Annotated in this window: 13 protein-coding genes; 2 read left to right on the top strand and 11 right to left on the bottom strand. The window is 49.5% G+C overall.

Going from position 1 to position 15,561, the window contains the following annotated elements; genetic code table 11:
* Positions 1-122: 122 nt before the first annotated feature.
* Together allS and mnmH are read left to right on the top strand one after the other, a co-directional pair.
* Positions 123-1,049 carry an HTH-type transcriptional activator AllS gene (allS, locus tag ACI2I2_RS06500; protein WP_404657159.1) on the top strand — a complete coding sequence of 309 codons (927 nt, stop codon included), beginning with the start codon at positions 123-125 and terminating at the stop codon, positions 1,047-1,049.
* 65 nt (positions 1,050-1,114) lie between these two features.
* The gene (gene mnmH / locus ACI2I2_RS06495; protein WP_404657158.1) at positions 1,115-2,185 is read left to right on the top strand and encodes a tRNA 2-selenouridine(34) synthase MnmH; all 1,071 of its coding nucleotides are present in this window, start codon (positions 1,115-1,117) and stop codon (positions 2,183-2,185) included.
* 130 nt (positions 2,186-2,315) lie between these two features.
* Here mnmH and ACI2I2_RS06490 read toward each other — a convergent pair whose 3' ends face one another.
* The 11 genes from ACI2I2_RS06490 to ACI2I2_RS06440 all read right to left on the bottom strand — a co-directional run bounded on the left by ACI2I2_RS06490 (position 2,316) and on the right by ACI2I2_RS06440 (position 15,466).
* On the bottom strand, positions 2,316-3,461 hold the full coding sequence (locus ACI2I2_RS06490) for a porin (RefSeq protein ID WP_404657157.1): 1,146 nt from the start codon (positions 3,459-3,461) through the stop codon (positions 2,316-2,318).
* A gap of 181 nt (positions 3,462-3,642) precedes the next feature.
* The gene (ybbP, locus tag ACI2I2_RS06485) at positions 3,643-6,054 is read right to left on the bottom strand and encodes a putative ABC transporter permease subunit YbbP (protein ID WP_404657156.1); all 2,412 of its coding nucleotides are present in this window, start codon (positions 6,052-6,054) and stop codon (positions 3,643-3,645) included.
* Entirely contained in the window at positions 6,051-6,731 is a 681-nt protein-coding gene (gene ybbA, locus ACI2I2_RS06480) for a putative ABC transporter ATP-binding protein YbbA (RefSeq protein ID WP_404657155.1), read from the bottom strand. The genes ybbP and ybbA overlap by 4 nt, the downstream gene beginning before the upstream one ends.
* A gap of 86 nt (positions 6,732-6,817) precedes the next feature.
* On the bottom strand, positions 6,818-7,681 hold the full coding sequence (locus ACI2I2_RS06475; RefSeq protein WP_404657154.1) for a hypothetical protein: 864 nt from the start codon (positions 7,679-7,681) through the stop codon (positions 6,818-6,820).
* 24 nt (positions 7,682-7,705) lie between these two features.
* A complete protein-coding gene (locus ACI2I2_RS06470; protein WP_404657153.1) occupies positions 7,706-8,278 on the bottom strand; it encodes a recombinase family protein in 573 nt (190 codons plus the stop codon).
* 254 nt (positions 8,279-8,532) lie between these two features.
* Entirely contained in the window at positions 8,533-8,928 is a 396-nt protein-coding gene (locus ACI2I2_RS06465) for a hypothetical protein (protein WP_404657152.1), read from the bottom strand.
* The gene (locus ACI2I2_RS06460) at positions 8,928-10,337 is read right to left on the bottom strand and encodes a PAAR domain-containing protein (RefSeq protein WP_404657151.1); all 1,410 of its coding nucleotides are present in this window, start codon (positions 10,335-10,337) and stop codon (positions 8,928-8,930) included. The genes ACI2I2_RS06465 and ACI2I2_RS06460 overlap by 1 nt, the downstream gene beginning before the upstream one ends.
* Positions 10,338-10,347: 10 nt before the next feature.
* Positions 10,348-11,058 (bottom strand): hypothetical protein, encoded by a 711-nt coding sequence (locus ACI2I2_RS06455; RefSeq protein ID WP_404657150.1) that lies wholly within the window; start codon positions 11,056-11,058, stop codon positions 10,348-10,350.
* Between the two features lie 691 nt (positions 11,059-11,749).
* Positions 11,750-14,806 carry a DUF927 domain-containing protein gene (locus ACI2I2_RS06450; protein WP_404657149.1) on the bottom strand — a complete coding sequence of 1,019 codons (3,057 nt, stop codon included), beginning with the start codon at positions 14,804-14,806 and terminating at the stop codon, positions 11,750-11,752.
* Positions 14,803-15,240, bottom strand: coding sequence for a hypothetical protein (locus ACI2I2_RS06445; RefSeq protein WP_404657148.1), 438 nt, complete (start codon positions 15,238-15,240; stop codon positions 14,803-14,805). The genes ACI2I2_RS06450 and ACI2I2_RS06445 overlap by 4 nt, the downstream gene beginning before the upstream one ends.
* Positions 15,233-15,466, bottom strand: a complete 234-nt coding sequence (locus tag ACI2I2_RS06440) for a helix-turn-helix transcriptional regulator (RefSeq protein WP_404657282.1) — start codon at positions 15,464-15,466, stop codon at positions 15,233-15,235. Before ACI2I2_RS06440 ends, ACI2I2_RS06445 begins: the two co-directional genes overlap by 8 nt.
* Positions 15,467-15,561: the final 95 nt, after the last annotated feature.

The raw sequence follows: 15,561 nt of genomic DNA, 5'->3' as shown, positions 1-15,561 counted from the left end.
TACCAAAGTTGGAATATTTTTCCAAAAACAGATGAAGGCCACATTATTCACAGGGCCATTATGAAAAAATACTTTTAAATCAGCCAACAAGAAAACTAACGCCTCCACAGAGGGGAAACCTCATGTTAGATCCTGATACCTTACGCACCTTTGTTTGTATTGCCGAAACCGGGAATTTTTCACGCGCAGCGGAAAAGCTGTTTAAGACCACCGCCACCATCAGCTACCGCATAAAACTGCTCGAAGACAATGTCGGCGTTCCTTTGCTGATCAGAACCACCCGCAGCGTCTCCCTGACCCCCGCAGGACGGCATCTTTTGAGCCAGGCGAGGGAATGGCTAGGCTGGATAGACGGCATGCAGGGCGAGCTTCGCCAAATCAACGATGGCGTTGAGCGACAGGTTAATATTGTGGTGAACAATCTGATGTATTCCCCGCAGGCCATTGCCACGCTGCTGGCCTGGCTGACCGAGCGCTATCCTTTTACCCAGTTCCACTTCTCCCGCCAGATTTATATGGGCGTGTGGGACACCCTGCTGCACGATGATTTTTCCCTGGCCATTGGCGTGACGGGGAATGAATCGTTGTCCGACAGCGTGGCGCTGGCGCCGCTCGGCGAGGTCAACTGGCTGTTTGTGATGGCGCCCAATCACCCACTCAGCAAACAATCCTTACCGCTTTCCGATGCCCAATTACGGCGCTATCCGGCCGTCAATATCAAAGACAGCGCCGTGAAGCTAACCCGGCGTGTTGCCTGGTTGCTGCCGGGGCAAAAAGAAATTGTCGTGCCGGATATGGAAACTAAAATTGCGGCTCACCTCGCAGGCGTTGGCGTCGGCTTTTTGCCTGAGCCTCTTTGCCGACCGTTAATTGAGGCTGGCTTGTTGGTCAACCTGACCATTCCAGTGATGCGCCCGCCTTCACCGCTGAGTCTGGCCTGGCAAAAAGGCAATGTCGGAAAAGCCGTGCAGGATATTGTTGAGCTGTTCGTTCAGCGGAAAGCGGAAGTCGAAGGCTTCTGGCAGCCCTTTTCCTCGTCGTTGCAGTGAAAAATCAAAGTATCCTTCGGCGATGCGCGTAGAATCCCCCTATGCCATTCGAGAAGGATTTTTTCATGAACAATGGGACAGACTTCCGCGCCATTCTGCGTGCCGGAACGCCCATCATCGATGTACGCGCGCCCGTTGAGTTTCAGCAAGGTGCCGTGCCTACAGCCATCAACCTGCCGCTCATGAACGATGATGAGCGCGCATCCGTTGGCACCTGTTACAAACGCCATGGGGCAGAAGCTGCGCTAAAACTCGGCCATTCACTGGTTCGCGGTGAGCTTCGCCAGCAGCGTATTGACGCCTGGCTTGAGGCATTTCAGCATCACCCAACCGCTTTTCTTTGCTGCGCCCGTGGCGGCCAGCGATCGCATATCACTCAGCAGTGGCTGCGCGAAGCAGGGCTTGATGTTCCGCTGATTGTCGGCGGGTATAAATCCCTGAGGCAAGCAACGATAAGTATCACCGAGGAGAAGGTCAAAAAGCCCATTGTGCTGGTTGGCGGTTGCACAGGTAATGGCAAAACGCTGCTGGTAAAGGCGCACGCTTCGGGTGTTGATCTCGAAGGCCTCGCACATCATCGCGGCTCTTCATTTGGCCGAACCCTGCAACCGCAGCTTTCGCAGGCAAGTTTTGAAAATGCGCTAGCTGTTGAACTGTTACGCACTGAGAGTGAACGCTGGGTGCTGGAAGATGAAGGCCACATGATTGGTGCCAATCACCTGCCAGAATGTCTGCGCGACCGGATGGCGCAATCGCCGATTGTGGTGGTGGAAGATCCGTTTGACGTTCGGCTAGAGCGCCTTCGGGAAGAGTACTTCACGACGATGCATCAGGCGTTCTTACAGGCTTTTGGCGAAGAAAAAGGCTGGCAGGAATACAGTGATTATCTGCACCAGGGCCTGTTCGCCATTCGCCGTCGTCTGGGGTTACAGCGCTTTGCTGAACTGACGGATAAACTGGATACCGCGCTGGTAGAGCAGCAGCGTACAGGCTCGACCGAATCACATTTCAGTTGGCTCAGGCCCTTGCTGATTGACTATTACGATCCGATGTACAGCTATCAGCTCAGTAAAAAAACACAGAAAATTGTGTTTCGCGGGAAGTATGATGAGGTTGCGGCCTGGCTCGCAAACTGAGCGGGAAAGTGGGCCGTTTGTAGGCCCGTGCAAACGCAGTGCCGCCGGGCAAAATATCTCAAAAATGCCGGGTGGCGCTAACGCTGACCCGGCCTACATTAGCCACACATCATGTGACGATTTTTTCACATCAGAAATCGTAGCGCAGACGCACCAGATTCATGTCGCCCAGATCGTCGGTACTGGACGTGAACACGTGTTCGTAATCCACCTGGAAGCCGTAATCCAGCTTGAAGCTGATCCCTACGCCGTTATCGATACGCTGGTAGTTACGCCCGTTGACGTATTCCATGCGGTCGCCCATAAAGTAAGGCTGAACGGATTTGAGCCCGTACTGACCGATTGGGAATTTATAGCCCGCGAAGTATTCAATCCCCCACGCGTCGCCCGCAAAGTAATCATCGACCGACACTTTTTTAGTGGTCAGGAAGTTCTGATACCAGCCGCCGCCGAACGAGAAGGTCCAGTTGTCCGGCGTGTAGCTCAGCGCCGTACCGACAATGTTCTGATCGTAGGTTTTGCTGTCGTTATTGCCTGGATTGCGCATTTCGGCGCGGGTGTAGTTCCACGCGGTACCCCAGGTCAACTCATCGGTGATGTGGTAATCCACACCGAGTGAGCCGCCGCCTTTACGCTTGTAGCGCAGGCCGTTGCCCGGCAAGTATTCGTCATCATTAAACAAATAAGAGGCATAGAGATCGACATTCTCCACGGTTTTCTTGTACTTCAGCATGCTGCGTGAACGGTAAGATCCGTCGTAGTCGCCGTTGATCCCGTTACCTGGCGCCTGCCCAATCATGTCGTAATCCCAGATATCGGTTTTTACACCGACAACGTCATAATAAACGCTGTTTTGCTGACCGTAGGTTAACGTCCCCCAGGTATTACTTTTCAGCCCGGTGTACAGCATACGACGCTGGGTATTATTGGCACCTTCGGCATAGTGATTATCCCAGTTAAACAACGCTGGAATATTGACGCCCAGTTCGTAGTAGCTTATCCAGCTAATATCATCGAAAAGATAGTAATCCGCTGCGAAACGGAAACGAGTCCCACCGTCAAAACCATTGCGCTTATAAGAACCTTTATCGCCATCCCCGGTCATATTATTGAACTGAGGACGAATACTGCCCCCGACGGTGAAGTTGAGGCGGCTTAGCGGGTCGCCAGCCTGAGGATCTTGCTTGAGGAGCGTTATCTCAGCCTGTGCGGCCATCGAGGTTAATGCCACTGCAGCACCGATCGCAACAGACAGTGCTTTCATTGTTATTTTCATGTTATATCCCTGAGTAAATTAATAGAAACGCATTTACCTAACGGATATTAACTTTTATCAATTTCGCTGTGTTGTTGTGTTTTTAATAAAATGTGCGGTTAAACAACAGAGTTTATCCTTCCGTGCTCTTAATATAAAAAAACCGGCACTTTGGCCGGCTTTAATTAATGACGGAAATAAACTATACGCTGAATTGGCGGAATAACGCTTTGCCTTTAAGCAGGCGAATCCCCAACCAGCCACCACAAAGGGAAAGTAGCACTGCGCCGCACACCGGTAAGGTCACCCACAGCCGCCAGTCTGGTTCCCAGGGGAAGTCAAAGACTTTGGTCTGCAATACGGCCAGCGCTGTTTCCGCCCCTATCGCGGCGACCAGCCCGGAGACAAAGCCAAGCAGCGCAAATTCGGCCCACAGCGTGGTTCGCAACAGTGATTTACCTGCGCCGAGCGTGCGCCACACCACCAGCTCCTGATGGCGTTGCTGCATGCCGACTTGCACCTGCGCTAACAGCAGCAGTACGCCACAGGCGGTAACCAGCACCACCATCACCTCCAGCGCCCGGCTGACCTGCCCCAATACCTGGCTAACTTGTTTGAGGATCGCACCGATATCCAGCAGGCTGACGGTCGGGAATTCACGGTTCAGTTGGGTCAGCAACGTTGTGCCGTTATCCCAGCGGAAACTGGTCAGCCAGCTTTGCGGTTGCCCATCCAGCGCCCCTTGCGGGAAGATGAAGAAGAAATTGGGCCGCAGGCTTTCCCAGTCCACCTTGCGCAGGCTGGTGACTTTGGCGCTAAACGCCTGCGTGTCGCCGGTAAAGGTCACACTGTCGCCCAGCGAAATACTCAGCCGTTTCGCCAGCCCCTCTTCTATCGAAACTTCGCCCGCTTTCGGCGGCCAGTTCCCTGCTGTCACCTCGTTGTGATCCAGCTGGTTTTGCCAGGTCAGATTCAGTTCTCGGTTCAGCGATTCGTCAGCGCTGCCATCGGTGGATTTGCCGTTAATCTCTGTCAGACGTGCGCGAACAATCGGGTAAAAAGCCGAAGGAATAACCTGATGCTCGGCCAGGAATCCCTTCACTTGCCCCACCTGCTCCGGCGCTATGTTGATGAGGAAGTAGTTCGGGCTTTCGGGCGGCAGTTGTTGTTGCCATCTGTCCAGCAGATCGCCACGCAGCACCAAAAGCAGCGCCAGCAGCATGAATGACAGCGAAAACGCCGCCAGCTGACTGAGCGTCGACCACGGCTGGCGTAGCAAACGACTCACCGCCAGACGCAGCGGCAGAGACTTCAGCGTCAATCGCTTCAGGCCATTAAGCAACAGCCAGCCGACAATGCCGCACAGCACGGCCAGCACGACCGCCCCAGCCAGCACCGACCAAAGCAGCATCGAGCCGCCCATCAGCCAGGCCAGAAGCAACACTACGACCACCACAATCGCCGGGATGTAAAACTTCAGCGGCCAGACATCTGCCACCGCATCACGACGCAGCACGCGTAACGGCTGGGTTGCCAGCAGCAATCGCCACGGGCGAAGCCCCACCAACAGTGAAATCACCACCATCGCGCCAGTGGCCCACAGCCACGGCCACAAACTGGCTGGCGGCAGCGCGGCAGGCAGCACAGGTTTTAGCAACACCATCAGGACTTTTTCGAACACCAATCCCATCGCACCGCCGGTGATCAGCGACAACGCCAGCAGCATCGCCCACTGCCCGAGGATCAGTTTTCGCAACTGCGCTCGCCCGGCGCCAAGCGTTTTGAGGATAGCCACCAGATCGTAACGGCTGCGGCAGTAATGCCCCATCGCCACAGCGACGGCGGCCACAGCCAGAAGCAAAGTCAGCAAAGCGGAAAGCAGTAAGAATTGCTGTGAGCGTTCGAGAGATTTGCCGAGCGCGCCTTCATCCTGTTCAAGGCCAATCCAGCGCTGATCGGGTTTGAGCTGCGGCAACAGCCACGATTCATAAGCGGCTATTTGCTGCGGCGTGCCGCCAAATTTATAGCGCCAGCTCACACGGCTTCCAGGCTGAACCGCGCCTGTTTTCGCCACGTCGGCGACGTTCATCATCAGCCGTGGTGCCATCTGGAAAGGGTTAAATCCTGAATCTGGCTCCTGAATCACTTCCCCTGCTATCTTCAGTGTCGCATCACCCACATCGATAGAATCCCCGACTTTCAGGTTCAACAGCGCCATTAAGCGCGGCGCTAACAACACGCTGCCCGCCTGCGGTTTCAGGCCTGGAGGGCGCGTATCCAGTTCGCCGTACATCGGATAAACATCGTCCACCGCTTTCACATCGGCAAGCTGCGGGGTATCACCTGCAAAGGTCATGGTGGCGAAATTAAGCTGCTCGCCCACTTTCAGGCCTGATTCCCGTGCTTTATCCAGCCAGGCGGCGGGCACTTCCCGCGCGCTGCGCAAGGCTCTGTCGCCCGCCATAAATTCACGGCTTTGCTGACTTAACCCTTTTTCCATTCTGTCGCTGATATTGCCCAGCGCCAGCACGCACGCCACCGCCAGGCTCAACGCCAGCCAGACAATCAGCAGCGAGGGCGACCGCCACTCTCGCCAGAACCAGCGGGCAATCATGATTCTTCCCTCAACTGACCGTTGACCAGACGCAGACGTCTGTCGCAGCGCGCCGCCAGTTCCGGGTCGTGCGTCACCAGCACCAGCGTGGTGCCATGTTCGCGGTTAAGGGAGAAGAGTAAGTCAGCAATGCGATCCCCGGTTTGTCTGTCGAGATTGCCTGTTGGCTCATCGGCAAACAGCAAATCAGGCCGACCGTTAAACGCACGAGCCAGCGCCACTCGCTGCTGTTCGCCACCAGAAAGTTGCGCCGGAAGGTGATGCAGACGCTTACCCAGCCCAAGCTGTTCTAACAGGGCTTTGGCATGAGTGCGCCCCTGACTGTCGCTTTCCCCACGCAGCAACGCAGGAAGCTCGACGTTTTCCAGCGCATTCAGCGTTGGGATAAGCATGAAAGACTGAAAAACAAAGCCGACATGCCGTGCGCGTAATGCCGCCCGAGCCTCCTCATCAAGCTTATGCAGTGGCTTACCCATCAGATTCACTTCACCGCTGCTGCCATCATCCAAACCCGCAAGAATGGCCAGCAACGTCGATTTCCCCGAGCCCGATTCGCCCACCAGCGCGAGTGTCTCCCCCCGTTTGACAACCAGCTCAACTCCGGTAAGGATGGAAAGCTCCTGCTCACCCTGACCGACGGATTTCTTAAGATGATGAACTTCAAGTATGTTTGCCATTGAATTCATATCAATCTGTTTTTTATCCAAAAAATCACTCCAACAAAAAATCAAGGAACACTTTAAGGGACATGATTAAGAGGGTTTCATTCCTCGCGCTTCCCTTCATGGTTGTTAACTGGTTCTCTTAGGCGCTTCATGTGCAACAACCCACCAGCGGTTGAAATGATGAAATCATCGACAGTTCCATCAATGCCATACCAAAGGCTTTGCTCCGCAATGGCTTCATGCTGAGAGTAGGCGTCCATTCCATCTATCAAGGTTGCATCGTCAGGTATAACGCCCCCCTCATAAACCTCGCCATACTCAATAGGGTCAACATGTCGCCAGTATTCTTCATGGGTTAAACCAGAGCCAGAGTATTTGAATACGTTTACAGAAACAGCCGCTTCCACCAGGTCTGTTAGTTCCACAATGATCAGTCCGGCGATTCGTGGGGGAAGCCGTTCAGTGTCGATGTGTCCAAGGATAGTTCGAACAAACTCGCGGTACTTGGAATCTACGATGCTATAGCGATATGAAGAAATGAGATCAGCGATACGGCACAGGGATTCGCTTATTTGTTGCAAATCTTTTGCCGCGCTTCGTCGGAAAGGAACATGCATCACATTTTTGAGGGTTTCGATATGAGCCTTATGAATGGCTGAAAAGCGGCTGGCTATGTCTAAGGAAGCGGAACGGATGAAAGATTCAAATCTTTTCTTCCCCTTGTCGTGAAGCACTTCACGCGCAGAAAGAAGTTTTGCCCTGACAAATCCCAACCCCTCAAGATACGACAAAACATCAGAGTTGGATTGTTTCTGGCAAATACGTTGAACCGCCTGAATCCTTACTTCAAAAGCTTGTGTTGGCAGAAACGTAAAATCAGGGACGGTAATCGCCTCAATTCTAGCAACTCGTTCCCTGAGTTCACTCATCGAATCCCTGCTTTGCCATGGATGATCACGCATGGTGCACCCCACAATAACAAAGAACTATTTTTTAAAGCTGTAAATAGTGGTTTTCCCCGCTTTGAAACCGCGTGAGGTAAGCTCTGCAACGATCTCAGGGTAGGATAAGCCGTTAGCCCATAAAGAGGCTATTAGCTCACCATGCTCGCATTTGGGACGCCCCATATGAACGCCATCAGCTTTAGCTCTTTCAATGCCAGCAGTACGGCGTTCTGCGATTAAATTTTTTTCCATCTCGGCAAAACCCGCCATCATGTGAAGCATCATTTTTCCTGCTGGTGTGCTCAGGTCAAACCCTTCTCTGAGGCTTACAACTTTCACCCCTTTGCTATCTAACGCTTTAACTGTCGTAAGTACGTCAACAGCATCACGGCCTAAACGGTCAATTGCCGAAACAACAAAAATGTCACCTTTACGCGCCATCTTTACCGCTTCCGTCAATGCTGGTCGTTTTAGTGCCGGTATCGCACCACTGATCCCTTCATCAAAAAACTCGAAATCTTTTTCTACCTGATAGCCTGCATCGTTAATCTGGCGACGCTGGTTTTCTATGGTCTGGTCATTCGTTGAAACGCGTAGATAGGTAATTACTGCCATTGCTCGCTCTGGTGTTCAAAAAATTAGTTCGTAAACTATATCGTTCATAAATTATAGAATCAACCTTTACGAACACCAATGAAGACGCAAATCGTGCTGTTCGTAAAGGAGTACCTTTATGAACATAATGTAAATGGAGAAAAAGCACTAATAAGCAATTTCGCTAAAAGAATTAAAAGACTCGATACTAATGACCTTTGACAAAGGCTTGGCCTAATTAATTAGGCCACTAAACTAACTCAATACGCCAATTATTAGTTCACGCGGTGCAATACCATAAGTATCCCCAAGGTAGCCCAACACATTATACTAATAAAGAAAGCCGCATGTTTTACAAACACCCATGATATTTCTTTATTATCAAGACTTTTTATGAAGGATATTTCTTTTTCAGTTAATACTTTTCTTTTAAGTAGAGCACGAGGAAAAATAAAAGCAGATATGAGCACAAAGTCTTTGGCAAAAATTCCATATTGAAATATTAACTCACCTGCAACCATAGAAGAAGGTACATAGCCAAATTCTTTTTTAAACTTCTTCTTTATTACAAGGTATTTCTTCTCTGAAAGAAAAGAGTATATTATGGAAAAAAGTAAAGAAAGTACGCATACACCCGCAAGAAAAATAACGACGACTTTAAAGACAGGCATTATTTATCTTCCTCAACGACATTATAAATCCACTCACCTGTATTTTCTCCCCCCCAATTACCTAACGCCCCTCCGAGGTTTCCCCCTGCCACACTAAATACGACCCCACAAGCGAGGGCACCAACCCCGAAAGTTTCTGGTCCTAAAACAAGGGAGCACAGACCAACTCCAGCACTACCACCAGCAAAACTACCAATCATTCCACCAGTAAAACTACCCACCTCAGTATATTTCTTCTTGGTACATTCATTTTCACGCCCAATACTACATGCTTCATGGATTTCATTAAGAGAATGAAGTACGCTAAACCCGATACCCACATAACCCAGATATCGCATTTTTTCAACAAGTTTAGCTGCGCGTTCAATATGAGTTGCATAGCCCTCAATATCGCTGATACCTGTTTCGTTCCATTTATGAGTGATTGAACTGGTTGACAAGCCAAGTGCATTTTTTATTTTTGTGTACTCACCAAATTTCATGGCTTTATTTAAAAAACCGACTTTGAGCACGCGTTCAAGCTCTTTGAACAACTGAGAACGTCTCACATAAAACTGTTCGCCTATTAATGCCCCTCGTGTCATATACGTATTTTTGTAAGTATCTTGAATCTCTTTAAGGATTTTTTCGATATTCTCAAAATACTTACCAGCGGGATCAGCTGCAAGGCCAATACCCTTATCAGCGATATCAGAGAAATTAGCAATAGTCGCGTAGTGCTTATGCAGGAAATTAGCTTCCTGATGCGTCAGCGGTTCCAGTGCTGTATCAATACGCTGTTTAGCCGCCTTCATGTGGGCGATCTGTTCATTGTCCTGCTTTTCAGGATCAACCACCAGCAGGATAGAACCTGCTTTATATTCCTTACCCACACCGTTTAATGAGCGGTACAGTTCTCGTGTTCCTGCCGGGGGCTCACTTTCGAATAGCCACGGCTCATAGGCTCCCGTTTCAGCCCCATAGGGGAGAACACAAAAACCTGCATCTACAGGTTCACGCTTCGCCTCTGAATGCTTTTTAGCAGCTTGTGCGTGCTGTACTGGTTCATCAGCTTTTACTGGCTCAGGTGCAGGGGCTGCTGTGACCAAAGGTGCAGCAACAGGCGGCGTGGCTTTTACTTTCTTTTCTTCCTCCACCCAATAAGAGGCGTTTGGGAAGGATGAAATGAATCTTGCCCGGCAAGGGCATGTGCTCCGGCTATGCAAAGTACCCGCTGCGGCAACACCGTGAATTGAGTAACTGGGTATGCCACCAGCGATATGATAGATTTTGCCATCTTTGCCGCACGATACAGAATCACCATTTCGCGCTGTCGCAATCCCGCCAAAGCTGTGATTCGGAGATCCAGAAAGTATGCTGCCACCGCATGAAGTTTTATCGCCGATACGAAGAAAATGACCAGTTGGCATAGAATCATCCTTAATGAAGTTTGTTGGCGGGTTGAGCGCCGCCTACAGACAGGGAGGATACAACCCACATTTGTTTTTCGATGGAATAAGTACTGACGCAGTATTGTGATGCAGCGCTGATAATCGGTGTTGTGGTGACAAGTGCCGCTGAAACTGCATTCCGGGCGTGTTCTTTGATAAGGTCGAAAGGCAGAGAGTTCTGCTTGTCCATCGTTTCGCAGTAGCTTGCAAATTCCTCATGCCAGTAATCATTCATGCCCTCGAAAAAGGATTCGTTAAACTTCAGGATTGCCTTATTCGTTATGGGATCTAAACCATCACCAATCGGGAATGATTCAGGAAATTGCAGGCTGCGATAAAGATTTGAATGAAGGATAAGATGTCTGAAATCATCAATTGAGAATCCAAACACCAACATGATCCCGTAGTTTGGCTTTTGACTCTTTACATTAATCATCATCTCGGTGATGTTGATATCAGAGAAGGAGTAAACCTGCCATGCCGTTGAATTTTCCCTCTGGTTCATAACCTCCGCTGCAACCGCAGCATCAAGTTTCGAGGTATAAAGCGCCATCCCGTGGAGTTCACCGCCACCGACCCATTGAGTCTGTAGCCAGTTCACACCATCATCATTTACCGTCACACGGGCGACTGACCATAGTGAAACAGGGCTAATGTAATCGTTTACTGCTGATGCGAGAAAATGAATCTTCTTACTCATAACGTCCTGTACTGATGTTGTTTTTTCAGCCTCCCATTGTCACACAATCATTAAGGTTTTGTACAGCGTGCGTAATTTTTATCCACTTTTAGAATCTTCGATATCATGCCATACCGGGCAAAATCTATAGCCGTCCATTCACTCCGTTTGTAATCTCTGCTGGTTCCCCTTTCCCTGATGCTGAGATAAAAGCCCCGCGCGCACGAAGAACATTTGCCTACCGATGGAGGGTTTTGACTACCCATCCCCACGGTTTGCCTACCGAAAATGATGTACAAAGAATGTTCATTAATTCCTGTCAGTTCCACAGGTAGGCAAGTAGTCAAAGTAGTCAAAGAAAAAAAGACATGTATATAGTGATTTTTTTAAATGCTGATTTATGGATTTTGTAAATGAAAAGCTCTCGCGCATAGAGAGTGTATTGCACTCAATTTTTGACTACTTTACTACCTATATATAAATATCTATATAATACATATAAATAGATAAATAAATGGGTAGTAAAATCGGTAGTAAAGCGGTAGTCAGGTAGTCAAAATCGAATGCAGCCTTTAGTAGAAGTGATTTCCCCCCCCTGTAACAACCTTATTATTTAATTTTTAGCGGGGCATAAAATGGCTATAGCTGCCACTGATTTATTTACCGTATGGCGTTTTGAGGGGTTTTGCATTTCAAGGGTCAGGGGAAGCTCTTAATCCTGAGATGGAGGTGCGCTGATTTTAATGAGGTCAAGCGGGGTACTGGCATCTTTGCCAACCCAAACCTTGATTTTCTTTGTGCCATAGAGCTTACCTCTCTCAGTATCAGGCGGCTCGTGATATCCGTGACGGGTTAACAATTGCAGCATTTCTTTGCCTGACATACTGCATGACTTTAGGGAAGCAGATTTCAGTTGTGTTTGATTGAGATAGAACACGGTGACTACGCCCGTCCCGTCCGGTGACTCACGAACATCAGCCCATCCCATCAATTCAGCGCTCCGGTTCTGCCGCGCTGCGATATTCCCTTCTCTTGCAATTGCGCCCATGTTGCCAGTGTTAGCGGTGAGAAAGTCCCATAGACATTCTACAGCTTCTGTTTCTGAGCGCTGTCCATTGTCGTTGCTTTCAATTTCGGCCTCTACACAGACAATGATGGTCTCCAGTACCTGCTGGTCAGTAAACCCGGTTAATGGCTGAGACATTTTACCTGCGGCATAAGCTATCGCGTAAATCTGGTGCGCCCGCTTTTTATGGTCAGGGCGGTAAGACCATTCTGCGGGGAAAAGCTCATTCATGTGAGTGTCAAATTCATCCCGGTAGCGTTTGATTTCGCGTTGTATGGTTTGCCAGCCATTTTTATGCAAAAGCGCCACCCACGCCGCCCCCAGCGTTCCATAGAAGTCTGAGAACGCAACCAGCAGTTTGCTGGCAAATTCCTGAAGCGTGGCACACCCTTTGAAATCAGAAACCCGGATGAACGGCTGTTCAATCAGTCTCGCTTTTGCCCCATCCTTGAGGTGATGCTGGGTTTTCTCTTGTATGGTGTCCGTCATGGATTTCTCAGCGGTTATCAGGCAGATAACACTGAACTCACTGACAGGGAGATTTTTACCGTCAACACTGCTGCGGCCTTTGCTTCTGCCATTACCGATGGCATAAAGCAGGCTTTCAGCTTCCTTGCCGTTCACATCCGGCATTGAGGACAAATCATCAACATGCATAATGCCGCCGCTGGAATCCACCGCGCTGTTTTGCAAAGCGGTAAACGTAGCGTTGGCGCTTTCAACCAGAACGGAATGGTCGCCCCACACACTGGCAGCAAGACGCAACGAAAGTGATTTACCACTTCCGGATTGCCCGTACATCACGATAGTCATTCCTTCTGCACGTAACCCGCCATGCCGTATGGGGTTAATTACCGCTGCAAGCTCCAGTAATACAGGGAAAACAAGCCCCGGATTACCGGTAATCAGAGCCAGAACATGCTGGCGGTACTGCTCCAGAGTCCCGGCGGGTTTGCTGTTGTCCCGCTGAACGCGAGAAGAAATGAACTCAGCCCGTAAGCCACCGGGGAGGTCGCATTTCCCCACGGGGGGAATGTAAATGCGATTACCGTTTATTTCATGCCAGCCGGGTACATTGATATAAGCCACTTCTTCAAGGTACTGCTGCGACAGATAAGCACTACGGTAGAAATCGAGGTGTTTTGGTGCAACAACACCGCCAATACTACGCAGAGCGGCAGCGAGCGCCCTCGCATCAGCAGAATCGGGGACTGAAACCCGCAATCGCTTTTCACGGCGATTTGCATAGGTTGTATAGGATTCGTTGTCTCTTCTTCCCCGCTGAATGGCTTTTACGCCCGATACTACCGTTTCAGTGGTCGCAGATTTAAACACCCCTGAGCGTTTTTCATCGTCCACGGTTTCACGACCAACACGGGTAAAGACAATCTGAATGTCACCGTTGTCACGCTCAACGAGATAAGGGGAAATATCAGGCTGAATTTCCTGCGGTGTGACCCGGTCAGCATAGTATTTTTTAAAACGGTCAGGGCAACGATGATTCACAATATCAACGCTTTCAGGCACAACAGAAATGCTACCGGTCTTAATAGCAGAAGGTGCATCCTGCCTCTTTTTGGGGATGAAGTCATCGGGTATGGAACGTGCTTCTGCAAGCTTTGCAGTGAAACGGGCGATAAGTTCGTCATTGCCAAATTTCTGGCGTACATCACACCAGTCCGTTTTTTTGTTGTCCTGCATATCAGGTGCGACAACCAGACCGCCCACCGCATGAGCGGCAACAGAGGCACTTTCCAGACCCGTATTACGTTTAGGCTTACCGTTAGCATCCCGTTCATCCACTGAATGCCAGTCGTTATCTGCGGCAATGATGATCTCCGCGTCGCGGAAATTAGTTCTGAATACATCAGCGATATTTGCAAGATGGGCGGCAAATAATCCCGCCACAATCCGGCTGTCAGGCAAACATTGAGCCACCGCCAGCCCGGTAGCATAACCTTCTACTATAACGATACTTTTGGTTTGCGTCGGGTTGCTGACGTTAATGAATGCATCACGCAAAGGTGCTCGCTTCATGAAGATTTTGGTATGCAACTCACCTCGGCGACTCACTGCGCCGGGAGGGGGCAGATATTGTAAAGAGCGTTCACGATTATCAATATCGGTAATAAGAAGTACCCCCCAACCATTCGCAGTGAGCGGAAGCTGGCATTCAGAATACCCTTTGCCTTTAAGGTAAAGACACTCCCCTATAATCGCTTGTGTGAGTATCTCCCGAATACGGGGAGCAGCTTCAGCGATCCTGGACGCTTCTATTGCATGAGCTTCTTTTGTCTGTTGTTCATAAGCGTCCTGTTGTTTCTGTCGGTATGCTTCCCGCTCCTGCGGTGAAATAGCATGAGATTGCGGTTGGCTGGTTTTAAAACCAGTTCCCATGCGTTCATCAATCAAACTGGCTGCACGATAGGCCAGAGCGCCACTTGGTCTGCCATCTTTCGGTGCATCAAAATACAGCCGCGCAATCAGATCTATGAATCCAAAGCCAATGCCAGCAGAACCGCAGGTGCAAATATATTTACCTGCTCGCGTTCCCGTAGCTTGAAAGCGAAACTTCCTCTTGCCGCAAATCGGGCAAGAGTGATGTTTCCCGCTGGCATCACAGGGGATATTAAAGGCCGCACATGCCGCCGTAAGATTGGAGGGATTCCTCAACCAATGCTTAACATCATCAAGGACGCTCATTTTCTCCCCCTATTTTTTGATGATAATCCCCCGCTACTTCCCTTAATAATCGTTTCCGCATACGCATCTAATTTATCTGGATTTACTTTTCTGGACGGTGATCTTTTTTCAACAGCACGACAAGACTGAGATAAAATAATAAAATCATTATCTCTGATAAGGAACTCATCATTCGAAACTTTCCTTTTCCTTCGCGAAGATAGAGAAATCGTGAGCAACGTAGTTGATGCAGTATATTTAATTCCTTTAATCAAACCAGATAATGCATCGCATAAATAGAGCATTGTCCCTCTGATGACTCTGGGATCGGAACTTGCAATAACATAAACATGGATAGCATCAACAACGAAGCCATTTCGATTATATAAAACCGCCTTACCTACTCTTTGACAATTGAATGAAATTGACCTCTCCAGATGAAATGAACTAATCATATCGTTTCTCCTCAACAGCACCAGAACCAATACTCTTAGCTGATTCAACTAACCATTTTTCTATTTCTTCCTTCCTCCATACGCTAACGGCAGGTGATAACTTAGTTGGCGTAGGAAATTGCCCTTTTGCCATTTGCTCATACACAAATGTTTGCGTGCGAAAGATCATATCGCATACATCCTGTATGCGAATATGTGTGTACTTAGGATCGAATGGCTTTGCCACCCAAAGAATGTTTTTAGCCGCCACGACTCACCTCCAATAAACATCAATGATTACTGGAGAAACCCTGGCATTTCGTGATGGATAATGCCCGACAG

Source organism: Scandinavium sp. NPDC088450 (genome assembly GCF_044900545.1).
Taxonomy (GTDB): Bacteria; Pseudomonadota; Gammaproteobacteria; order Enterobacterales; family Enterobacteriaceae; genus Scandinavium.
This window is presented reverse-complemented; position numbering and strand designations above follow the sequence as displayed.